Genomic DNA, 22,372 nt, shown 5'->3' with positions numbered 1-22,372 from the left:
ATTACCAAACCTTCCACGGAGCGTTATTACTTTCCCATAGCTCGACTAATTTATTTTTATCGCGCAATGTATCCATCGGATGCCAAAAGCCAGTATGTTGATATGCGGCTAGTTCATTTTTGTTTACTAACTGAACTAATGTGTCTGTTTCAAAAACAGACTTATCGCCTCTAATATAATTGAGAACATCAGGATTTAAAACGAAAAATCCACCGTTAACCCATCCGCCATCCCCGAGTGGCTTCTCTTGAAAGGATGTGACAGATTGTTTATCTAAGACGAGAGAACCGAATCTACCAGGAGGTTGTACGGCTGTAACAGTAGCCGTTTTGCCGTGTTTTTTATGAAATGCAATGAGTTCTTTTATATTTACATTACTTAATCCATCGCCATAAGTGAGGCAGAAAGGTTCGTCCCCGATGTAATTTTGTATTTTTTTAACTCGTCCACCTGTTTCGGTATTTAGACCGGTATCGATCAGTGTAACTGTCCATGGTTCTATACGATGAGAATGGTTAGTAATCGTATTGTCGTTTAAATGTATCGTGAAATCGGACATGTGTAAGTGGTAATTTAGAAAGAATTCTTTAATTGCATATCCTTTATAGCCTAAGCAAATAATAAATTCAGTAATCCCGTAATGGCTATATAAACTCATAATGTGCCATAAAATAGGCTTTGTTCCAATTTCAATCATAGGTTTTGGTTTTAAATGAGTTTCTTCCCCAATCCTTGTTCCGTATCCACCTGCAAGAATAACAGCTTTCATTTTTTCCTCCTACTTATAAAAAGAATTTGATATCGATGTTATTATGATATGTACTTAAATGAGAATGGAACCGGCAATTTCATGGTTATATTTCGTTCGTTTTGGTTTTTATATTTAAGTATTTTATTATACAATTAAATTAATAGATTAGATTATATAAGATGAAACGATAAAAATTGTATAAATTATGAATAATAAACCATCACGTTTGACTGTACAGTTCATGTATTGTATGATGTTAGTAATATAAACAAGGGGGGAAGATCGTTGGGAAGGTGTATCGAATCGGACAGTTGGCTCTCATGGCTCACGTGTCGAAACGCACGATTGATTATTATACGAATCTAGGTATCTTAAAAGCGGAGCGATCTCAATCTAATTATCGCTATTACGATGAAACAGCATTTGAGACATTACAATTTATTGAGAAGTGCAAAGAAATGCATATGCCGCTTTGTGAGATTAAAGAGAAAATCGAGGAGAAGAAGAAGCTGCTCGGTATCAATGAACACGTTTCGAAACAAGTGAATGAAGTGACAGACCATATTCATCGGTTAGAAGCAGAGTTAACGGAGTTAAAGCCGCTTTTAGATGGATTGACTGATTCACAACGTGAAAAAATATCGAAATCTTTATCTGGTCAAACGACAGCTTTAATACAGACACTTGCTCTATTATTATAGAAAAAAGTGAAATCCGACCTCTTTAATTTTTGTATCGGGCTATGTTTTCTAATGAACAAATAAGAAAACATTATAGTATACAGGAGGTGGACACCTTAGTTTTTTAAACTAGGGGGATTCATTGGAAATATTTAATTTAGTCATGGTTGCGATTTTAATCGCATTTACTGGATTTTTCGTAGCAGCAGAGTTTGCGATTGTAAAAGTACGTTCAAGTCGTATCGATCAGCTTGTTGCGGAAGGGAAACGCGGTGCTTTAGCAGCGAAAAAGGTAACAACAAATTTAGATGAATATTTATCTGCTTGTCAATTAGGTATTACAGTTACAGCTATGGGATTAGGTTGGTTAGGTGAACCGACAATTGAAAAGTTATTACACCCGTTATTTGAGAAATGGAACATAAATCCTTCTATCTCATCAGTATTAACATTTGGTCTTGCCTTTATGCTAATGACGTATTTACACGTTGTAGTAGGGGAATTAGCTCCGAAAACGATGGCAATTCAAAAGGCTGAACAAGTAACATTGTTATTGGCAGGTCCGTTAATGATGTTCTATAAAGTCATGTATCCATTTATTTGGGTATTAAACGGTTCAGCTCGTGTTGTAACTGGCTTATTCGGTTTAAAACCAGCTTCAGAACATGAAGTAGCTCATACAGAGGAAGAATTACGCCTTATCCTTTCAGATAGCTATGAAAGTGGCGAAATTAATCAGGCTGAATACAAGTATGTAAATAACATTTTTGAATTTGATAATCGTATTGCAAAAGAGATTATGGTACCGCGAACAGAAATCATTGGTTTCTACCTGGAAGATTCAGTAGAAGAACACATGAAAGTAATCCAAAATGAACGATACACACGTTATCCGATTTTTGGAGAAGATAAAGATGATATTATTGGCATGGTCAATGTAAAAGATTTCTTTATTCGATATATGAACAACGATAAAGAAGATTTATCATCGATTCGCACGTATATGCGTCCGATTATTGAAGTGATGGAAACAACTCCAATTCACGATTTATTACTTCAAATGCAGAAGAAGCGAATTCCGATGGCTGTTTTATATGATGAGTACGGAGGAACAGCAGGAATTGTAACGCTTGAAGATATCTTGGAGGAAATCGTCGGCGAAATTCGTGACGAATATGATGAAGATGAAGCACCACCAATTCAGCATGTGAATGAGCACCATAAAATCGTTGATGGAAAAGTGCTTATTTCAGAAGTAAAAGATTTGTTTGGATTACACATTGAAGAAGACGATGTGGATACAATCGGTGGCTGGATTATGATGCAAAATCATGAAATTGAAGAAGGACAACATGTTGAGGCGGAAGGTTATGAATTTAAAGTGTTAGAAAAAGACGCTTACCAAATTAAACGTGTTGAAATTCGTAAAATGGAACAAGAGCAAGAAGAAGAGAAAGCAGCAACTGTGTAAGTTGCTGCTTTTCTTCTAACGTATAAAAAATGCGAAATTAGGAGCGGATATTTTGATTCAAGCAGCCTTACGTGTATATCGATTACAATTGTATGCGATCTTTAGTGGTTTACTACTTATGTGGACGATTACTCCGTTTGGAAAACAAGTAACAGGGTTTGGTATCGGATTAGCTGTAAGTGCCTATTGTCTTTGGTTATTAGCTCGCAGAGTGGAGAAACTTGGGAAAAGTATCGTAATGAAGGAAAAGGCTCCTGGATTAGGAGTTCTAAACCGATTTGCAGCTGCCATTTTAGGAGCAATCATCATGTATGAAATTGAGCATGAAATGGAAATGTGGGCATTTGGTACAGGCATTTTAGGTGGTCACTTTTTAATGATTGCAAATTTAGTTTATGCGAATATGCAGTTAGTGAAAGAGGAAGAGAAGCAAAGGGAACATGCTTCGAAAAACATAAAGCTATGATGAAAGGGGCCTAATGGGGTTCCTTTTTTGTGTTTAAGCGAGCTAATGAAAGGAATCAAATTTACGACAAATATAATACGCTTCTTTTTTACGTTTTTCAATAGTATGAAAAATAATGTGAAAAAATTTAAAAACCCATCGATTTCTAAAGCTTATGTATGTTATTATGACAAAAGACTTTTTGAAAGAGGTGGATACCAATGTTACAAGCGTTACTTATTTTTGTGCTTCAAATTATTTACGTTCCAATTTTGACAATCCGTACGATTTTGCTTGTAAAGAATCAAACAAGATCCGCTGCTGGTGTTGGATTGTTAGAAGGAGCTATTTACATTGTCAGTTTAGGTATTGTGTTTCAAGATTTATCAAATTGGATGAACATTATTGCCTATGTCATTGGCTTTAGTACGGGACTATTATTAGGCGGTTATATAGAGAACAAATTAGCAATTGGTTATATTACGTATCAAGTTAGTTTACTAGACCGTTGTAATGAATTAGTAGATGAATTACGTCACTCAGGATTTGGCGTTACAGTATTTGAAGGCGAAGGTATTAATTCTATACGTTATCGTTTAGATATCGTTGCAAAGCGTTCTAGAGAAAAAGAACTGTTAGAAATTATTAATGAAATTGCACCGAAAGCGTTTATGTCTTCTTATGAAATCCGTTCATTTAAAGGCGGATATTTAACGAAGGCGATGAAGAAAAGAGCGTTAATGAAGAAGAAAGATGAACATGTATCGTAAAGAAAAGGGAGTAGTGCTGCATTAAAAGTGCAGTATAAGTCCATATGTAAAAGGGAGGAATCTATTTGATGTAGATTCCTCTCTTTTTTTGAAAAAAATTTATCTGTTAATTGAAAAACTAAATCGTATAATTATTTTTTCTACTCATTCTCAAATTCATGATTAGCCATATAACTTGAATAAATACAGGTATGATAAACGCGATTAATAAAGCTATAAGTGAAATGGGTTTAAGTTTGGGTGTTTGAGTAACCCCAGCATCATCAACGTCGCGTAGCCGAATAATAGCGGCCCATATTCCAAAAATGATAATCTAAAATATGTTACCAATCCACCAAGAAATCCACCGACTTTTCATGCTAGCACCCCTTATATTTACCCACTGTTAAAAGTAAATTTTCGTTCGTTACATTTATCATGAAATGTCTATAAAATTAATTTTTTTTAACTGTATATCTAACTTGTTTAAACGTTACCATCTCTCCATCTTTATGGTCATCTTGCGTTTGCAAAAGTTGAACTTTTGGTTTGTAATCTGTCCTATGAGCGTGCTCGATATCTTTAATGTTAACTTTGTAGGATTCGCCATTATTAATTTTTTGTTCCAATACTTTTTTATTGGCAACATAAATAAACGTCACTTTATTTTCATCAATACCTTCAGTCTTAATTTCTAATTCGTTATCTTTTGTTGTAATCGTCGGTGTTAATAATTCAATACTGCCTTTTCCGGTTTCTAAAGAATTTTCCGCTATAGTTGAACATCCGGATAATATGATTCCGATGAATAGAAGAGCACTTAATTTCTTTCTCATAACATCCCCCAATTTCAAGTGATTTTTGTATTGCTAGACTGCTAGTGTGGAACGTAAATGTTTAGCTAGCACTCTTTTTGATTGTACCATAATATGTAAAGCGGAATAGGTTATATATCCAATTTATGGAGAATTGAAAGGTTTACTTATTGTTGAGAATTAGTACTTTTACAGTAGGTATATAGTTGCTTTAGAAAATGGTGTTGCTAAAAGCGTTATGAATTGGATGTCCAAATATATGATGAAATATAGATAGGAGAAATAACTTATTTTTTTATGGAAATTACAATTTTTACATATTAAAATAAAGATATGGAATAGATGAATTCATTCACTTCGGAGGTAGTTACTTGAATATTAACGAGAAGGCAATTGAAATGTTTGAACAAAATAAATATGAGGAAGCAATGGAACTGTTTCAACGAGCGGTACATGAATCTAGAGGTGTACAATCTCTCAATAATCTTGCTTGGATGTACTTTTATGAGGAAGAGGATGATGATAAAGCTCTTGAATTAATAAGAGAAGTTATTAAGTTGAATCCTTCCTCATACTTTCCTTATAACATCTTAGGGGAAATTTACACGAAACAAGAAAGATGGGAAGAAGCGAAAGAAGTATTACAAAATTCTATTTCGATTCAGCCATCCAATGAAGCATTTCACAATGTAGCTGTAGCGCATTATAACCTTGGAGAGCTGGAAAAAGCTGCGGAATTTTTCTTGCGAGTTGCAGGGGATTCGGACTATATAAAGTATAGCTATGTAAAATGTTTAATTGATTTAGGGAGAACGACAGAAGCGAAAGAGAAGTTAGATGCTTTTAACAGGAAATCTGATGATTTTTTAGGAGAAGTTAATGTAGCAGATTTATATGTTGAGTTGAATTGCTATAACGAAGCAATTGAATGGTTTGAAAAGGGATACAAAGAATACTGGAAAAGTCCCAATTGGATTGGTAGATTTGTTTATGCTCTATATAAAGCTAATAATTTCACGCGTATAAATGAAGTGATACGGGAATCTATCGAAGCGAAAACAGCAGAAATAGAAGATGTTCAGAATGAAGAAGTAGAAGAAAACTGGACAGAAAAAGATAAGAAAGAGTTAATTGAGGAATATACGGAAGAGAATAATTGTTATAAAAAAATGATAGAACGTATCAAATCTGGATATGTTCCAGAGTTAGAATTTGAAACTTATCATTTAGGGGGTTGCTATTTATTTGGTTGTAAAAGACATAATCATCTGGAATATGAAGAATAAAAAAATTCGACTGTCACATGTGATGGTCGAATTTTTTTATTATAGGTTGCTTGTCTAAAGGTACCATCTCAATTGTAATGTGTTAAAGAGGTTTCGTCTCATTACATAGGTATATATCCTCTTTAGAGCTCTCTTTTTTAATATTTAAAATATGGAGTGAAATAAAACCAATAACTCCTATTCCGCCGAAAATAAGCCATGGTGTATACATTCCGCTTAAATTGGATGTAAAAGATGTACCGGTATAATTACCGATGATAAAACCAAATGCGAGTGATAGTTGATAAAATCCGAAGTAAGTAGCTGTATATGATTCGTTACTGTAATTTGCAATAGCGATATCAGCGTTAGGTAATACGAGTGTTTCACCGATTGTAAATAAAATTACACAAATAAATAGCCAATATGGGTGTTGAAATAAAGGGATAAGTAAAAAGGAAATACTCATTAATAAAACACCGTATTTAATAATCGAAAGTGTGTTGTATTTATGAAATAGTTTTCGGAATAACACCATAAATATGACGCCTGTTATTGCATTTATCGTAATAACTAGTGTAGCAAGCTGATTGCTATTACTAATATTTTTCATATGAAGTGGAAGTGCGACAGTAAGTTGAGTAAACATAATATAGAAGGAAATCATAATAAATGAAAACAAAAGGAAAGATTTGTTTTGTGAGATAGCTTGTATCCCTAATGTAATAGACGTGTTTTCAGTAGTGACTTGGAAGTGATTTTTAAGTAAGTAAAAGATAAAAGCGAATAACAGCATAAGAGATCCTGTTAGAGAAAAAGCATAGATTGGATCGAGTAAGAGTAAGAGCCCTCCTGCAATTGGTCCGATTATTGCACCGCAATTAAAACTAAGGTTTAAATATGTAAATAAATTTTTTCTCATATGAGCTGGTTGTGAGCCGAATATGGCGCGCGCAGCAGGTTCGTAAAATGCAGTTCCGAAGCCAATAAGTGCAGAAGAAATAGAAATTTTATAAAAATCAGAGCATATTCCTAAAGCGATAAATCCGATTCCTCTTAAAAATAATCCGGCTATTATCATAATGATATAGCCTATTTTGTCAGCAATTAATCCAGAGAATAATGGGATAACTCGTGATGTGATTGTCATAACCGTCAACACTGTTCCTACTTGAACAGCAGTAAAATGAAGAAAGCTTAATAGATAAATAGCTAAAAATGCGTATACTGCGAAATACCCAAAAGACATAAAAAATGAAGAAATAAGCATGAAACGTATCGGTATTGAGAAACTTTTCATAGAACTCCTCCTGATATTGTAACCAGTAAAAATATTTAATGGTTAACTAATTTATATTATAATTATACATAAAGTCAGAAAAAAGTAAATTTTAAGAAGAAGGTGGATGGAATTGAATCAAAATGCACCAAATGAATTAGAATATATTCGGGAATTTTTAAATACATGGAAAATACCAAACGATACGAGAGAGCCAATTGATATGCTACAAACAGAAGAGGATATAAACCTCTTTATGAAAAAATATTTTCATAAAGAGGTTCCATTTCATACGATAGAGGAATTAAAAAGTTTTCGAGAAGATATTCGGTTAACGGTTGAAGGCGAAGGATCATTGCAAAAGTGGTTAGAGAAATACCCATTTCATGTACATGTAAAGGAAGATATGAAAGGTATTACATATGAGCCTGTGCACGAAGAGAATGTATATACAAAAGTATTAAGCATTGTGTTAATGTCAATTCAAGAAAATTTGTGGGGGAGGTTAAAAGCATGCCCAGATTGTCGCTGGGTATTTTATGATCATTCGCGAAATGGAAGTAAAAGATGGTGCGGTATGTATGCTGGAGAAGAAGGAGGAAGAGCGTGCGGTACGATTGCGAAAGTGAAAAATTATCGGGAGAAGAGAAAAGGGAGATCAGGTTATAATGTGTAATTTATATTAGGGAAAGAAAATAGGATGGGGGAATGTAGAATATGAAAGGTACACAAATGTTAGCTTTAAACAAAAAGTGTTGGGATACAGTTGCACCATATTTCTTTCAAGTGGATTGTTTACCGAAATATGGTCCGTATACGGCGTCTGAAGATGAGATTCATTTGTTCGATTCAATTAGAAATAAAAAGGTTCTTGATATTGGATGTGGAAGTGGGCATTCGCTGCAATATATGGCAGAACATGGGGCAGAGGAAGTATGGGGTCTTGATCTTTCAAGTGAACAAATTAAAACAGCGAATGAAACGTTGAAGAGTTGGAATTCAAAGTTAGTATGCGGAGCAATGGAAGAGGAAGGTGATATTCCGAAAGGGTATTTCGATATTGTATATTCCATTTATGCATTAGGTTGGACTTCAAATTTACGAAAAACGTTGGAACTAATTTATTCGTATGTAAAGCCAGGAGGAAGTTTTATTTTTAGTTGGGAGCACCCAGTATATTCAAATTTACAGTATGGTACAGAAGAAATTGTTTTTAAGTCTTCTTATCATGAGGAAACTCCTATTACGTTTGAAACATTTAAAGGAGAAAATGTACAAGCGACATTATATAAGAGAAAAATAAGTACATACATAAATGAGTTAAATAGAGCGGGATTTACAATTGAGAGAATAGAAGAACCTGAACCATCTAGCGCGTTTGATGAAGAATTAGCTGAGCCGTCTACGAAATATTATTCATTATATAAAGCTAGAGTGGTGCCAACTACTTTTATTATTAAGGCGAGGAAGTAAAGTGTTTTATAAAAAGAAGCCCGTCATTTCAAATACATGAAATGATGGGCTTCTTTATTTTTAAAAAAATGAAGTTAGAGGTGTACTTTTCATATGAAAATGCATTTCATATAAAAAGTGTAATTATTTTGGGGAAGGGGGATTGTTGTGCGTCATCATAAAAAGTGCAAAAAATTTGGAGTGGCACTGCCTCTTCCACTTATAGGAGCAACGGGTCCTACTGGTAATAGTGGTTCAACTGGTCCAACTGGAGGGCATGAAGGTCCGGTCGGCCCTCCGGGAATTACTGGACCTAGAGGAGCAACGGGTCCACAAGGCCCCCAAGGTATCGAGGGAATACAAGGTCCGCGAGGGACAACAGGAGCTCAAGGAATACAAGGTGCCATTGGTGATACTGGAGAGCAAGGAATTACAGGTCCGGTTGGTTTACAAGGTCCTCAAGGATTAATTGGAGAGCAAGGTCCTGTTGGTGATATTGGATTACAAGGACTGGAAGGGATACAAGGGATTACAGGCCCTGCTGGTAGTCAAGGTCTACAAGGTTCCCTGGGGATACAAGGGGAAATTGGAGGAAGAGGAAAAACGGGAGCCCAAGGAATGCAAGGAGTTATAGGTGAAGCTGGTATTACAGGTGTAACAGGTCCTCAAGGCCCCAAAGGAGCGCAAGGAATACAAGGGGAGGATGGAACTACAGGTATACAAGGAGAAGAAGGTCCCCAAGGAATACAAGGAATTACTGGAGAGCAAGGACACCAAGGTGATCAAGGGATACAAGGTGTAATAGGTCCAACTGGTTCTACTGGAATACAAGGACCTCAAGGTATAAGCGGAATAAGGGGAGTAACAGGTGTAATAGGCCCCCAAGGTCCACAAGGTGTTCAAGGAATACAAGGAATAAACGGATCCACAGGTTTTCAAGGAGCAAAAGGAGTACGAGGGATAACAGGAGCAACTGGAAGTATTGGTATACAAGGACCAGAAGGACCTCCGGGTGCCCCGACGGGAACAACCGGTCCAATTGGTCCCTCTAGTGGAGTGACTGGTCCATCTGGTCCACCCGGTCCACCTGGGGGGCCAACAGGTCCAACTGGTGTAACTGGTACGCGGGGTGTAACAGGGGGAACTGGTCTAATAGGAGTGCAAGGATTACAAGGTATAACTGGTCCCACTGGCCCTCAAGGTGTAAGGGGAGCACAAGGTTCTCAAGGGGTAATTGGTGTAGCTGGCGTACAAGGTGCACAAGGTTCTCAAGGTAATCAAGGAATAATAGGAGCAACTGGCGCAGAAGGTCCCCAAGGAACTCAAGGTCCACAGGGAGAAATCGGTCCAACTGGTGCAGAAGGCCCTAAAGGTGTGCAAGGAATACAAGGGATAACAGGTCCAACAGGAGCGCAAGGTATACAAGGCTTACAAGGAATAATCGGTCCCACAGGCACAACAGGAGCGGCTGGAGCCCAAGGTCCCCAAGGAATACGAGGGGAAACAGGAGCAGCTGGAGCACAAGGTATACAAGGACCTCAAGGAATACGAGGAGAAACAGGAGCAGCTGGCGTTCAAGGGATACAAGGACCTCAAGGAATACAAGGGGAAAATGGATTGACTGGTCCACAAGGTGCTCAAGGTATGCAAGGAGTTCAAGGAATAACAGGTCAGGCAGGAGCAATTGGTTTGCAAGGGTCTCCAGGAATACAAGGTATAGTAGGCCCAACAGGAGCGCAAGGCTCTCAAGGTATGCAAGGAATACAAGGAATAACAGGTCCGACAGGAGCGCAAGGAATTAGAGGTCCCCAAGGGGTTTTAGGAGAAAACGGGATAACAGGTCCCCAAGGAGTGCAAGGTGCACAAGGTAGTCAAGGAGCTGAGGGACCACAAGGAAATGTTGGAATAACAGGTGTAACTGGAGAAACAGGAGCGACAGGAGAAGCAGGGGCGACAGGTGCACAAGGAATACAAGGCGTTCAAGGGATTATAGGGATACAAGGAAGTACAGGAATGACCGGACCAACAGGAGCAACGGGAGTAACCGGGATACAAGGTTCTCAAGGTATTCAAGGTCTGCAAGGCCCAACTGGAGTAAGTGGAATGACAGGGGTTAGCGGTAGTGTCGGGCCAGCCGGAGCGCAAGGTAGTCAAGGATCGATTGGAGCTGTGGGACCAACAGGCGCAACTGGAAGTATAGGGGTTATAGGTTCCATAGGAATAATAGGTGCAACAGGGGCGACTGGCTTACCTAGCGGAGGCGGTTATTTCTTTTCTACTTCAACGAGTGTAATTGCAGCGAATGCGTTAATACCAATCAATTCAGGATCTACAACTTTTGGTTCTGGTGTTAGTTTAACAAATGCAACAACTGTAACGTTAAGTACACCGGGAATATATTTAGTCAGCTATTATTTTCAAGGTGATCCAAATGGGGGGAATGAAACGATTTCCGTGAGGCTTACTTTAAATGGAACGCAAGTCGCAGGGAGTTTTATTTTTTATGTTACAGGAGGTACCTTTGTATTAGAACCAGCGATTTCTAATACGATGGTCATTAATGTTGCTTCTTCAAATGCTACTTTATCTTTGCAAAATGGTCCATTATCTATTGGGCATGTAACGACATTATCTGGTGTGATAACTGCTAGTTTAAATGTATTAAAAATAGTTTGACACGTTAGTTATAACGGGGGGAGATGCTTGTGAGGGAGCAAGATAAGTGTAGTAAGTTTCAATCACCTATTCCTTTTCCGGCGTCAGGTATTACGGGCCCAACTGGTCCAACTGGTCCGACAGGGTCTTTAGGTGGACCGACTGGCCCGCAAGGAATACAAGGCGTACAAGGACCAATTGGCCCAACTGGTCCAACAGGAATTCAAGGAGTACAAGGAGTACAGGGAGAGATTGGCCCAACAGGTCCAACTGGTTTAACAGGACCACGGGGTGCTCAAGGTAGTCAAGGGCCGATGGGGGAACAAGGTCCACAAGGAATTCAAGGTGTTCAAGGAATTCAAGGCGAAAGGGGTCCGATTGGCCCAACTGGAATTCAAGGGATACAAGGTATACCTGGGCCAATGGGAGAAACAGGTCCAACAGGAATACAAGGTATACAAGGAATACAAGGTGAAATCGGCCCGACGGGTCCAACAGGAATACAGGGTATACAAGGAGTGCAAGGTGAAATTGGTCCGACGGGCCCAACAGGAAATACGGGAATACAAGGTGTTCAAGGTAATTTAGGGAGTAGTGGTTTACAAGGTGTAACAGGTATACAAGGAATTCAAGGTCCGGTGGGCCCGACGGGTCCAACTGGTTCTCAAGGAATACAAGGAGAACAAGGGCCAATAGGATCAACAGGGGCAACTGGTGTTCAAGGTTTACAAGGTCCACAAGGTGAGATGGGGCTAACCGGTCCAACCGGCTCTCAGGGGATACAAGGGGTGCAAGGTGTAATAGGCCCAACAGGGGCAACTGGCTTGCAAGGGGATCCCGGTCCAACCGGCTCGACAGGTCAGGCGGGAGTAACTGGTCCAACTGGATCTGCAACAGGTCCAACAGGAGCAACGGGTCCAACAGGTCCGCCAGGAGGCCCAACGGGTCCAACGGGTCCGGCAGGATCACCGGGAGGTCCAACAGGTCCGACTGGAGCAACTGGGGCAACTGGATCGACCGGAGCAACAGGAGCGACTGGAATCCAAGGAGTGCAAGGAATACAGGGACCGACAGGGGTAACTGGTTTAACAGGTTTGCAAGGCGTACAGGGTCCAATGGGGGTAACAGGTCCAACAGGTGACCAAGGAATTCAAGGTCCACAAGGAGTAATGGGAGTAACAGGTCCAACGGGTTTACAAGGTTTACAAGGCGTACAGGGACCGGTAGGAGCAACAGGTCCAACCGGTCTTCAAGGAGTGCAAGGAGCACAAGGTCCAATCGGCCCAACAGGCCCGCAAGGAATACAAGGAATGCAAGGTGAGCAAGGAGTAATGGGAGCAACCGGCCCAACCGGTTTACAAGGTCTTCAAGGAATTCAAGGTCCAATCGGTCCAACAGGTCCACAAGGATTGCAAGGAGTGCAAGGCCCAAGTGGTATAACGGGTCCAACTGGTCCTCAAGGAATACAAGGCATACAGGGGCCGCAAGGGGCTATAGGTCCAACAGGTCCAACTGGAATACAAGGAATCCAAGGTCCACAGGGCCCGACTGGTCCAACAGGGGCAACAGGCCCACAAGGAATTCAGGGGATACAAGGTTTACAAGGTCCAACCGGTCCACAGGGCATTCAAGGAATCCAAGGAATCCAAGGTCCGATTGGTCCAACGGGCCCAACTGGACCTCAAGGGATACAAGGGATAACTGGCTCGACGGGTCCAACGGGTCAGGCGGGTGCAACCGGACCGACGGGAGTAACGGGCCCTCAAGGTCCTCAAGGAATCCAAGGTCCACAAGGGGTAACCGGAGTAACCGGAGCAACTGGCCCGACAGGAGCAACCGGTCCACAAGGCGTGCAAGGAATCCAAGGTCCACAAGGGATAGTAGGTCCGGCGGGAGCAACTGGAGTGACGGGAATAACAGGTCCTCAAGGAATACAAGGAATTCAAGGTCCACAAGGTGTGACGGGAGCAACCGGAGCAACCGGAGCGACTGGAGCGACTGGTGCAACAGGACCGACAGGAATCCAAGGCATACAAGGAATAACAGGAGCAACAGGGGGAACGGGAGTAACAGGCCCAACAGGTGTCACGGGCCCAACCGGTTTAACAGGAGCAACTGGATCATCTGCAATATCAACAGGTGGCGGCTATTTCTTTTCTACTTCAACAAGTACAATTGCAGCCAATGCCAACATTCCAATTAATTCAGGATCTACAGTATATGGAACAGGAGTATCTTTAACTAGTGCTACAACTGTCACAGTATCCACCCCAGGAATATATTTAGTAAGCTATTATTTCCAAGGGGACGCGACTGGTGGGAATGAGACGGTATCTGTCAGACTACTATTAAATGGGACGCAACTAGCAGGGAGTTTTATACAAAACGTAACGACAGTAACTGTAGTAATCGAACCTGCCATTTCAAATACGCTTCTTGTGAATGTAACGAGTGCCAATTCAACATTAATATTACAAAACGGTCCATTAGGTGTAGGGCATGTGACCACTATAGCAGGTGCGATTACGGCAAGTTTAAATGTAGTGAGAATATTATAAGGAATATAAAAAACACAAGGAATGTCTGTATAGACATTCCTTGTGTTTTTCTCTTTATCTTTTCGGTTGAAAAATATGCTGAAAGAAGTATTTGTGATGTAAGTTATCTACAACTTTATTTGCTTGATATGTGCGATGTTGTTCGAGTCGAAGTCTTTGCTCCATCATTTTTATTGCGTGATCAGATAAACGTAACATTATACATGTCTCCTTTTCTATAAATATAGGTGTCTATTGGTATCGATCCCATATTTATAATTAAGGAGGTACACTGTGTAACATAGGCAAAAAGCACCTTCCTCTCCCATTACGCTTACGAGGTTAGCTGTCGGACTCGGGAAGTGAGAGTTTCCCTACTTAAAAAAGATTCGCCCCAAGTAGCATGGCTACAAAAATGGTTCCCCCGCTCCAAATTTTGGACTCAGCAAAAGGTTTTATAAAGTAAAAGATAACATAAATAAATTGATGAGTCAAACTATTTGTTGTTTTCTGATTTTTTTAGTGAGGTTAAAACCACTCCATCGGATAATATAATATCATTTATTTTAATAAATCCATATTTTTTATATAAAGACAGAGCAGGTGTATTTTCTTTCCCTGTTTGTACAATATATGTTTGTGAAGGGGAGAACATGTCAAATACATAAAGTAGTAGTTTTGTAGCGATTCCTTTATGAAAATGATCGGGGGATACTACTAAACGATGAATATCAACTTCCTCTTCATCCATTTTAAAAGAAATAAACCCGGCAAGTGTATCTTCATAAAAATAGCCGTAGAAAATTTCATCACATGATTGAATATCGGCTACAGTATCATAAAGGCGAGGGATAGCTGTACTATTTATATATTGTGCCTCGATTTCATAAGCTGGTATTTGAATGCTTAAAATAGAAGTAGCGGTTTTGTGAGAAGTTGTTATTAATTTTTGAATCACTCGGTAAAACCTCCTTGTAAGCTTTATTTTCATAGATTTGACAAGATTTTTCTTTATTGGATATAATAATTATAATAGTTACATAATAATTTAGTATCAAAAAGAAATACACTATAATAGAAATGGAGGACTAAAAATGGGATGGATTATCACATTAATAGTTGGTGCTATTATAGGTGCAATTGCAGGTTCTATAACGGGTAAAAATTTTCCGGGTGGTATGTTTGGAAATATTATCGCAGGTTTATTAGGTGCTTCGTTAGGTGGTAGATTATTTGGATCTTTTGGGCCATCTTTTGGTGGGATTCATGTCGTGCCAGCATTATTAGGTGCAATCGTATTAATTCTTATTGTATCATTTGTAGTGAAAGCTGCAAAAAAATAAAGATATAGATCATGACGAAAAGCCCTGAATAAGGGCTTTTCATCATTCGAAGAGGTGGTTTCGTTGGAGAAAGTAAATATAAGAAAAAGAGATAAGCTGAAAAAGTTTTTTAGAGAACAAAATTATTTAGCGGTGCTACTTGGATTTGCATTATTGTTTATCAACATATTATTGCTAACGAAAATTTCTTTTGTGTTTACTCCGTTTATCGTCTTTTTAAAAACAATTTTCTTCCCCGTACTATTAGCGGGTGTGCTATTTTATATATTGCATCCATTCGTTTCGCTTTTAGAAAAGAAAGGTGTTTCAAGAATCGTATCAATAGCTTCTATATATATAATAGTACTAGGATTATTTGTATTTTTAGTTGTAACAGTAATCCCGATTATTAAAGATCAAATTGATGCATTAATAGATAACTTACCGTATTTCGGTCATGAAATTGAGCGAGCGGCACGTAGATTCGGGGAAAGTAATTTACTAGGCAAAATTCAAGAGAATTTAAATATTGATGTAGCGAGTATGGTAAAAGACTACACAGTTGATTTTACGAAGTCGTTATCATCAGTAACTGGAAATGTAACTGGATTTTTAAGTACTGTTACAGAGGTCGTTTTAACGTTTGTAATGGTTCCATTTATATTGTTCTATCTTTTAAAAGATGGTGAACAATTACCGAATCACTTTTTAAAGTTTATTTCAGAACAAAGACACCCAGCAGCGATGAGAATACTAGATGATATGCATTATGCCATTAGCTCGTATATTAGAGGGCAAATTATCGTTAGCTTGTTTATCGGTATTATGCTATTAATCGGTTACCTTATTATTGGTATCAAATATGCGGTATTACTTGCAATTTTAGCGATGATTGTAAATATCGTTCCGTACGTAGGACCAATCATTGCAATTACACCAGCATTAATTATCGCATTTATTGACTCGCCATCAATGGTGTTAAAAGTAATTATTGTAATGATGGTCGTACAATTAGCAGAAGGTAAATTTATTTCTCCGCAAGTTATGGGGAAAAAGCTAGACATTCACCCGATTACTATCATTTTTATTATTTTAACTGCCGGAAATTTATTTGGAATTATGGGGATTATTTTAGCAATTCCAGGATATGCGATATTAAAAGTGTTAGTAACGCATAGTTATAGATTTGTTAAGTTGAATACGTAAAAAAAAGCTAAAACAGATAAAACTGTTTTAGCTCTTTTTTATTAATAATTGATTTGCGTATTGGCGTGCCCATTGATCAGCTTCTAATATAGCATCGAGTGAAGGATCTTTTACATTATGATGAGCTTCAATTGTATTGTAAATTGTTTTTTCGATATCGAAAAATGCAATTTCATTTTTAAGAAATAGTGCATTTGCAATTTCGTTCGCTGCATTTAATACAGCTGGAGTTGTACCGCCAATTTTGCCACATTCAAATGCGTATTGTAGACAGGGGAACTTCTCTAAATTTGGTTTTTCAAAATGCAAACTACCAATTTCTAATAAATTTAATTTTTCATAGGATGAAGGTAGTCGAGTAGGGTAGTGAAATGCATATTGAATCGGCATTCTCATATCAGGGGCACCGAGCTGTGCCATGACTGATCCATCAATAAACTCTACTAAAGAGTGAATGATACTTTCTTTATGAATCATAACATTAATTTTTTCATAAGGAATATCGAATAGCCACTTAGCTTCCATCACTTCAAACCCTTTATTCATTAACGTGGCAGAATCTATCGTTAGTTTTGCCCCCATTAACCAGTTTGGGTGTTTTAAAGCATCCTTCGCTTGTAATGTTTTCATTTCTTCACGTGTTTTATCACGAAAAGCGCCGCCAGAAGCTGTAACAATTAATTTTTCGATTTCCTTATTATTTTCCCCATTTAAACACTGGAAAATAGCTGAATGTTCACTATCGACTGGAATTAGGCGGCATCCGTTTTGTTTCGCTAGTTCGGTTACGATATGTCCAGCTGCAACTAAAGTTTCTTTGTTAGCGATGGCGATATCTTTCTTCGCCTTTAATGCTTCAATTGTTGGGAGTAAACCTGAAACACCGACAACTGAACTTAATACAAGATTTGTATCAGGATGGGTAGATACTTCAATTAAACCATCAGTTCCATATGTAATTTTTGTATTTGTTGAAATACGAGAACGCAATGTGTCCGCTAATTCTCTTGTCGCTACGCTTACAATACGAGGCTGAAACGATTCGATTTGCTTTTCGAGAAGATCGATATTATAATTTGCGGTTAAACCGACGATTTTAAAATGTTCAGGATGAGCGGAAACGACATCTAATGCAGATGTGCCAATGGATCCCGTTGAACCTAAAATGGATATATATTTTACCATGAAAAAACCTCCAAAGTTGTTTCGAGTATTTCTGCAAACCTATATATTATTAGACAATCAAGGTGAAAATTCCTGCTATATAAAACAGAAAATTAGGGTTTAATTGGAAAGGGAATGTGATAAACTGTAAAAAATAACGAAAAAGCAATGAAAGAGAAGAGTACATATTCAAAACTTTTCAGAGAGCTGATATGTGGTGGAAATCAGTAAGGGATGAATATGGAATGGGCTCTGGAGCTTCTAACTGAAATGAGTAGGTAAAGACGGTTACTTCACGTTAAGAAGTTGAAGTGAGCTATTAATGATAGCTAATGAAGGTGGTACCGCGGGAGTCTCTCGTCCTTTTTTAGGATGAGGGGGCTTTTTTATTTTGAGAAAGGAGGGGTTAGTGTGAGTGAAAAAATAATGTTAACAGGAATTAAGCCAACTGGTTATCCGCATTTAGGAAATTATATTGGTGCGATTAAACCTGCGCTGCAAATGTCAAAGAATAATGAAGGAAACGCATTGTATTTTATAGCGGATTATCATGCGTTAAATGCTGTGCATGATTCAGAAAAGTTCAGTAGTTATACGAAAGAGGTAGCAGCTACTTGGTTATCACTCGGACTTGGAGAAGATGTTATTTTTTACCGACAAACAGAAGTGCCAGAGATTTTAGAACTAGCTTGGATATTAGCTTGTCTAACTCCGAAAGGTCTTATGAACCGTGCTCATGCGTATAAAGCGAAAGTAGAGCAAAATAAAGAAGCAGGGTTAGAGGTAGATGCTGGAGTGAATATGGGATTATATACGTACCCGATTTTAATGGCAGCTGACATATTATTATTTCAAGCTACTCATGTACCAGTCGGGAAAGACCAAATTCAACATATTGAAATTGCCCGTGATATTGCGTCGTATTTTAATCATACATTCGGCATAACATTTACGCTTCCGGATTATGTCATACAAGAAGAAGGTGCCATTTTACCTGGTCTTGATGGAAGGAAGATGAGTAAAAGTTACGGAAATGTGATCCCATTATTTGCAGAACAAGAAAAACTACGAAAGTTAATATTTAAAATCAAAACAGACTCCTCACTTCCGAATGAACCGAAAGAACTAGAAACGTTATTTATGATATATAAAGAATTTGCGACGGAAGATGAAATACAGTTGATGCGCGAAAAGTATGAAACTGGAATCGGATGGGGCGATGTAAAAAAAGAGTTGTTTCGCGTTGTAGACCGCGAATTAGCTGGACCTCGGGAGAAATACGCTATGTATATGAATGAGCCAAATTTATTATATGAAGCGTTAGAAAAAGGTGCTGAGCGGGCAAGAAAAATCGCGAGGGTAAATTTAGCCGAAATAAAAAAACGGATTGGATTTGAGAGGGGACGCTGAGCGTTCCCTATTTCGTTAGGTGAAGTAAGAATTCACATTTCCTTTCAAAACTTATTAGTTGCACATATTAAAAAGTATGCTAATATAGGGTTACTTATTAAACGAGTTTAATAAGTGTGATTCATTCTATAACGAGGGAGAGGATTGTATGAAAACAGAGAAAGAAAAGATGTTAGCGGGAGAAATGTATGTTGCGGAGGATGAAGAATTAGTGGCTGATAGGGTGGAGGCAAAACGTTTAACACGCCTTTATAACGAGGCGATGGAGACAGGAGATGAAAAACGTTTTACATTATTAAATCAGCTTTTAGGTTCTTCAGCTGATGGGAAAGCCCAAATTAATCCTGATTTTCGTTGTGATTACGGCTACAATATCCATGTTGGAAAGAGCTTTTTCGCAAATTTTAATTGTGTGATTTTGGACGTTTGTGAAGTACGAATCGGTGATAATTGTATGTTTGCACCAGGTGTCCATATTTATACGGCCACTCATCCTTTACATCCGGTGGAACGGAATTCTGGTAAAGAATATGGAAAGCCTGTAAAGATTGGTAACAACGTTTGGGTTGGCGGGGGAGCTATAATTAACCCTGGTATTTCAATTGGAGACAACGCTGTAATTGCCTCAGGGGCAGTTGTGACAAAAGATGTACCTCATAATGTAGTAGTTGGTGGCAATCCAGCTAAAGTTATTAAAACGATAGACTTATAGAAATCGTTTTTTACGGGTATATGAATAAACTGGTGTCTTATCGTATAGACAATGTGAAAGGTGTTTCATATGGAGAAATATAGTGCGGATAATCATACAAAGACATTACTTGCCTCTCGAAACGCTCTTTTTCTCTTATTTGCTTTGCCAGGTGTCGCGTTTGCTACATGGATTTCAAGAACAGCAGCTACTCGAGATATGTTAGCAGTGTCAAATGCAGAAATGGGCTGGATTTTGTTCGGACTATCTGTCGGTTCAATAATTGGTTTACTGAGTGCAAGCCGCTTCATTGACTGTAAGGGAGCTAGAGACGTTATTATAGGCAGTATGTTTTTTATGATTGTTGGATTGATTTGTTTAGGTATAAATATTTATTTTGTTTCTAGTATGGGGGCTTTTAGTAGCTTACTAGTATTTGGAGTAGGCTACGGATTGGCGGAAGTCGCATTGAATGTAGAAGGTTCTTCCATTGAGCAGAAATTAGGAACAACTCTTCTTCCGAAATTCCATGGCTTTTTTAGTGTAGGAACTTTAGTAGGCGCGCTCAGTGGTTCTGTCGCAGCGTCGCTTCACATCCCGATTCTGTATCAGTTTCTTGTGATTTCGGTCGTGTTTCTATTACTTGTATGTATGGTGTATCGTTTTCTTCCGCACGGAACAGGAAAGAAGGAGAAATCGCGGAACAAAAGGAGAGAGAAGCGTACTTCCTTACGTATGGAAAAAAAGGTGCTTTTAATTGGTCTTTTTGTGCTTGGAATGGCATTTGCAGAAGGTAGTGCAAATGATTGGCTACCTATCGTGATGGTAGATGGACATGAGCAAAGTATAGTGGCAGGTTCTATTATGTACGCAATTTTTGTATTAGCAATGACGTTAACTCGTATGTGTAGCAGCTATTTCCTTGATCGATTCGGTCGTGTCGCTGTCGTACGTGCCACTATTATGATGGCGATTCTAGGAATTTCAATCGTAATATTTGGGAGTAATTCGTATTTTCTAGCATTTGGCGTAGTACTGTGGGGGATTGGTGCAGCGCTAGGGTTCCCAATTGGTCTGTCAGCTGCTGGAGATGACCGTGAAAATGCGACTTCTAATGTTGCTGCAGTTTCTATCATTGGTTATACAGCCTTTTTAGTCGGACCACCATTTTTAGGGATACTTGGGGAAGCATTCGGAATACGTAATGCCTTGCTAGCTGTTTTATTATTTGTTCTTTTGTCTGGAATTGTATCGTCTATTACAAGAGAGAATACACCGAGCTAAATAAGGATTGCATGCAGCGGAAATATATCATCTCTATTGCTTTAGAAAATGATGTATGATATATTGTCAACGCAACTTATTAAAAGTGTTTAATAAGTATGTTGATTAAGGTGGTGAGCGATTTGAGTGAACAATTTGTTACTCAAAAATCGATTAAAGAGACGATCCTTCGAGGCATTCGTACGGCTCTTCTAGAGCAAGGAAGTGCGACGAAAGTTGAACTTAGTAATACATTAGAAATTAGTTTTCCAACGATAAGTAAATTTATAGAAAATATGAAACAAGATGGTGAAGTCACTTTAGTCGGTTTAGATGATTCAAGTGGCGGAAGAAGAGCGAAAAGATATGCGTATAATCCGGAATATATGTTAGGATTAGCGATATTTTTAGAGAAAAATGAAACAAACTATACCATTTTTAACTGTTTAGGGGAAGTAAAAGAACAAGGAAGTACTTCAAGTGTATTAATTGATACTGGCATAAATCTATTATCTAAACATATTGAAAGTCTTATAGCTACATTCCCGAAAATAAGCTCTATATCAATTGGTGTGCCTGGTTCGGTTGATAATGGTCGTATTTTTTATATACCTGGTTATGAAAAGTTCCAAAATTTTAATTTGAAAAGTCATTTGGAGAATCTGTTTTCTATACCTGTAGTAATAGAAAATGATATGAATGCCGCAGTCCTTGGCTATTATAAAAATACTGGAAATAATGATAAATCATCTCTTGTATATTTGTATTCAGGTCAAAACGGCCCAGGGGCGGGAATTATGATAAATGGAGATGTGGTACGAGGGAGTACCTTTTTCTCAGGGGAGATATCTTTCGTTCCACAGTATGATAATAAAAACTTCTTACAATCTTTGAGAAGTGAAGATGCAGTAAGAGATTCAAATAATCCAGAGCAATATAATATAGATGCTATTACTCGTTTAATAGCTACATGTATAGCTATTATTAACCCGCATGCCTTTATCTTTTGTGATGATGAAGTGAACCAATTTGTAATAGATCAAATTGTAAAAACTTGTCCGAAGTACATTCCAGCGGAACATATTCCGAAAATAACAGTGAGCGATTGGAAAGAAGATTATTTATATGGATTAAAAAGCCTTGGACTTGATCTGATGATTATAAGAGCAAGCAAAGAAAATTAAATATCAAATTGTTGGTTGAATCCTGTGAAAGAA

At 38.2% G+C, this 22,372-nt stretch carries 22 protein-coding genes, 1 riboswitch and 1 other annotated feature; of the genes, 15 read left to right on the top strand and 7 right to left on the bottom strand.

Annotated elements, in window-relative coordinates; all coding sequences use genetic code 11:
• Position 1: 1 nt before the first annotated feature.
• Positions 2-769 (bottom strand): glucose-1-phosphate cytidylyltransferase, encoded by a 768-nt coding sequence (gene rfbF / locus MKX31_RS14440; RefSeq protein WP_340981033.1) that lies wholly within the window; start codon positions 767-769, stop codon positions 2-4.
• A 275-nt stretch (positions 770-1,044) separates the two neighbouring features.
• Here rfbF and MKX31_RS14435 point away from each other — a divergent pair, with 275 nt between their 5' ends.
• The 4 genes from MKX31_RS14435 (at position 1,045) to MKX31_RS14420 (ending at position 4,117) form a co-directional block, all read left to right on the top strand.
• Positions 1,045-1,452, top strand: coding sequence for a MerR family transcriptional regulator (locus tag MKX31_RS14435; RefSeq protein WP_000285637.1), 408 nt, complete (start codon positions 1,045-1,047; stop codon positions 1,450-1,452).
• A 121-nt stretch (positions 1,453-1,573) separates the two neighbouring features.
• The gene (locus tag MKX31_RS14430; RefSeq protein ID WP_046957914.1) at positions 1,574-2,902 is read left to right on the top strand and encodes a hemolysin family protein; all 1,329 of its coding nucleotides are present in this window, start codon (positions 1,574-1,576) and stop codon (positions 2,900-2,902) included.
• 52 nt (positions 2,903-2,954) lie between these two features.
• Entirely contained in the window at positions 2,955-3,368 is a 414-nt protein-coding gene (locus MKX31_RS14425; protein ID WP_340981032.1) for an ATP synthase subunit I, read from the top strand.
• A 200-nt stretch (positions 3,369-3,568) separates the two neighbouring features.
• A complete protein-coding gene (locus MKX31_RS14420; RefSeq protein ID WP_000938437.1) occupies positions 3,569-4,117 on the top strand; it encodes a DUF2179 domain-containing protein in 549 nt (182 codons plus the stop codon).
• A gap of 118 nt (positions 4,118-4,235) precedes the next feature.
• Here the strand turns inward: MKX31_RS14420 and MKX31_RS14415 are convergent, their stop codons facing one another.
• Together MKX31_RS14415 and MKX31_RS14410 are read right to left on the bottom strand one after the other, a co-directional pair.
• The gene (locus MKX31_RS14415; RefSeq protein WP_258126862.1) at positions 4,236-4,430 is read right to left on the bottom strand and encodes a DUF3923 family protein; all 195 of its coding nucleotides are present in this window, start codon (positions 4,428-4,430) and stop codon (positions 4,236-4,238) included.
• 121 nt (positions 4,431-4,551) lie between these two features.
• Positions 4,552-4,932, bottom strand: coding sequence for a hypothetical protein (locus MKX31_RS14410; protein ID WP_340981031.1), 381 nt, complete (start codon positions 4,930-4,932; stop codon positions 4,552-4,554).
• Between the two features lie 350 nt (positions 4,933-5,282).
• Here MKX31_RS14410 and MKX31_RS14405 point away from each other — a divergent pair, with 350 nt between their 5' ends.
• Positions 5,283-6,197: a tetratricopeptide repeat protein gene (locus tag MKX31_RS14405; RefSeq protein WP_064475875.1), complete on the top strand. Its 915-nt coding sequence runs from the start codon at positions 5,283-5,285 to the stop codon at positions 6,195-6,197.
• Between the two features lie 82 nt (positions 6,198-6,279).
• Here MKX31_RS14405 and MKX31_RS14400 read toward each other — a convergent pair whose 3' ends face one another.
• The gene (locus tag MKX31_RS14400; RefSeq protein WP_340981030.1) at positions 6,280-7,476 is read right to left on the bottom strand and encodes an MDR family MFS transporter; all 1,197 of its coding nucleotides are present in this window, start codon (positions 7,474-7,476) and stop codon (positions 6,280-6,282) included.
• Between the two features lie 112 nt (positions 7,477-7,588).
• On the opposite strand from MKX31_RS14400, the gene MKX31_RS14395 reads away from it, so the two are divergent.
• The 4 genes from MKX31_RS14395 to MKX31_RS14380 all read left to right on the top strand — a co-directional run bounded on the left by MKX31_RS14395 (position 7,589) and on the right by MKX31_RS14380 (position 14,120).
• Positions 7,589-8,131, top strand: coding sequence for a CGNR zinc finger domain-containing protein (locus MKX31_RS14395; RefSeq protein ID WP_064475873.1), 543 nt, complete (start codon positions 7,589-7,591; stop codon positions 8,129-8,131).
• Positions 8,132-8,172: 41 nt separating this feature from the next.
• Positions 8,173-8,928, top strand: a complete 756-nt coding sequence (locus MKX31_RS14390; RefSeq protein WP_064475872.1) for a class I SAM-dependent methyltransferase — start codon at positions 8,173-8,175, stop codon at positions 8,926-8,928.
• Positions 8,929-9,075: 147 nt separating this feature from the next.
• Entirely contained in the window at positions 9,076-11,583 is a 2,508-nt protein-coding gene (locus tag MKX31_RS14385; RefSeq protein WP_340981029.1) for a collagen-like protein, read from the top strand.
• A gap of 23 nt (positions 11,584-11,606) precedes the next feature.
• Positions 11,607-14,120, top strand: a complete 2,514-nt coding sequence (locus MKX31_RS14380; RefSeq protein ID WP_340981028.1) for a BC_3345 family exosporium-associated protein — start codon at positions 11,607-11,609, stop codon at positions 14,118-14,120.
• 54 nt (positions 14,121-14,174) lie between these two features.
• Here the strand turns inward: MKX31_RS14380 and MKX31_RS14375 are convergent, their stop codons facing one another.
• Together MKX31_RS14375 and MKX31_RS14370 are read right to left on the bottom strand one after the other, a co-directional pair.
• Positions 14,175-14,318, bottom strand: coding sequence for a hypothetical protein (locus MKX31_RS14375; RefSeq protein ID WP_000945246.1), 144 nt, complete (start codon positions 14,316-14,318; stop codon positions 14,175-14,177).
• A gap of 96 nt (positions 14,319-14,414) precedes the next feature.
• Positions 14,415-14,557, bottom strand: a riboswitch (cyclic di-AMP (ydaO/yuaA leader).
• A 38-nt stretch (positions 14,558-14,595) separates the two neighbouring features.
• Positions 14,596-15,057 carry a GNAT family N-acetyltransferase gene (locus MKX31_RS14370; RefSeq protein ID WP_064475869.1) on the bottom strand — a complete coding sequence of 154 codons (462 nt, stop codon included), beginning with the start codon at positions 15,055-15,057 and terminating at the stop codon, positions 14,596-14,598.
• Positions 15,058-15,193: 136 nt separating this feature from the next.
• On the opposite strand from MKX31_RS14370, the gene MKX31_RS14365 reads away from it, so the two are divergent.
• Positions 15,194-15,442, top strand: coding sequence for a GlsB/YeaQ/YmgE family stress response membrane protein (locus tag MKX31_RS14365; protein WP_000539720.1), 249 nt, complete (start codon positions 15,194-15,196; stop codon positions 15,440-15,442).
• 63 nt (positions 15,443-15,505) lie between these two features.
• On the top strand, positions 15,506-16,627 hold the full coding sequence (locus MKX31_RS14360; protein ID WP_000416918.1) for an AI-2E family transporter: 1,122 nt from the start codon (positions 15,506-15,508) through the stop codon (positions 16,625-16,627).
• A gap of 27 nt (positions 16,628-16,654) precedes the next feature.
• On the opposite strand, the gene MKX31_RS14355 is transcribed toward MKX31_RS14360, so the two are convergent.
• On the bottom strand, positions 16,655-17,812 hold the full coding sequence (locus tag MKX31_RS14355) for a 1-deoxy-D-xylulose-5-phosphate reductoisomerase (RefSeq protein WP_064475868.1): 1,158 nt from the start codon (positions 17,810-17,812) through the stop codon (positions 16,655-16,657).
• Between the two features lie 138 nt (positions 17,813-17,950).
• Positions 17,951-18,159, top strand: a binding site (T-box leader).
• Between the two features lie 43 nt (positions 18,160-18,202).
• Here MKX31_RS14355 and MKX31_RS14350 point away from each other — a divergent pair.
• The 4 genes from MKX31_RS14350 (at position 18,203) to MKX31_RS14335 (ending at position 22,339) form a co-directional block, all read left to right on the top strand.
• On the top strand, positions 18,203-19,201 hold the full coding sequence (locus MKX31_RS14350) for a tryptophan--tRNA ligase (RefSeq protein ID WP_340981027.1): 999 nt from the start codon (positions 18,203-18,205) through the stop codon (positions 19,199-19,201).
• A gap of 148 nt (positions 19,202-19,349) precedes the next feature.
• Positions 19,350-19,913 (top strand): maltose O-acetyltransferase, encoded by a 564-nt coding sequence (locus MKX31_RS14345; RefSeq protein WP_048560029.1) that lies wholly within the window; start codon positions 19,350-19,352, stop codon positions 19,911-19,913.
• A 69-nt stretch (positions 19,914-19,982) separates the two neighbouring features.
• Positions 19,983-21,176: an MFS transporter gene (locus tag MKX31_RS14340; protein ID WP_088047132.1), complete on the top strand. Its 1,194-nt coding sequence runs from the start codon at positions 19,983-19,985 to the stop codon at positions 21,174-21,176.
• Positions 21,177-21,298: 122 nt separating this feature from the next.
• A complete protein-coding gene (locus tag MKX31_RS14335; protein WP_142289336.1) occupies positions 21,299-22,339 on the top strand; it encodes an ROK family transcriptional regulator in 1,041 nt (346 codons plus the stop codon).
• Positions 22,340-22,372: the final 33 nt, after the last annotated feature.

Source organism: Bacillus sp. FSL M8-0063 (genome assembly GCF_038005545.1).
GTDB classification, from domain to species: domain Bacteria; phylum Bacillota; class Bacilli; order Bacillales; family Bacillaceae_G; genus Bacillus_A; species Bacillus_A wiedmannii.
Note: the sequence above shows the minus strand (reverse complement) of the source record. Positions and strands in the feature narration are given on the sequence as shown.

Coding starts and splice junctions, on each gene's coding strand:
- rfbF (WP_340981033.1), bottom strand. CDS start 769: ATGAAAGCTGTTATTCTTGCAGGTGGATACGGAACAAGGATTGGGGAA.
- MKX31_RS14420 (WP_000938437.1), top strand. CDS start 3,569: ATGTTACAAGCGTTACTTATTTTTGTGCTTCAAATTATTTACGTTCCA.
- MKX31_RS14410 (WP_340981031.1), bottom strand. CDS start 4,932: ATGAGAAAGAAATTAAGTGCTCTTCTATTCATCGGAATCATATTATCC.
- MKX31_RS14400 (WP_340981030.1), bottom strand. CDS start 7,476: ATGAAAAGTTTCTCAATACCGATACGTTTCATGCTTATTTCTTCATTT.
- MKX31_RS14390 (WP_064475872.1), top strand. CDS start 8,173: ATGAAAGGTACACAAATGTTAGCTTTAAACAAAAAGTGTTGGGATACA.
- MKX31_RS14380 (WP_340981028.1), top strand. CDS start 11,607: ATGCTTGTGAGGGAGCAAGATAAGTGTAGTAAGTTTCAATCACCTATT.
- MKX31_RS14375 (WP_000945246.1), bottom strand. CDS start 14,318: ATGTTACGTTTATCTGATCACGCAATAAAAATGATGGAGCAAAGACTT.
- MKX31_RS14365 (WP_000539720.1), top strand. CDS start 15,194: ATGGGATGGATTATCACATTAATAGTTGGTGCTATTATAGGTGCAATT.
- MKX31_RS14355 (WP_064475868.1), bottom strand. CDS start 17,812: ATGGTAAAATATATATCCATTTTAGGTTCAACGGGATCCATTGGCACA.
- MKX31_RS14345 (WP_048560029.1), top strand. CDS start 19,350: ATGAAAACAGAGAAAGAAAAGATGTTAGCGGGAGAAATGTATGTTGCG.
- MKX31_RS14340 (WP_088047132.1), top strand. CDS start 19,983: ATGGAGAAATATAGTGCGGATAATCATACAAAGACATTACTTGCCTCT.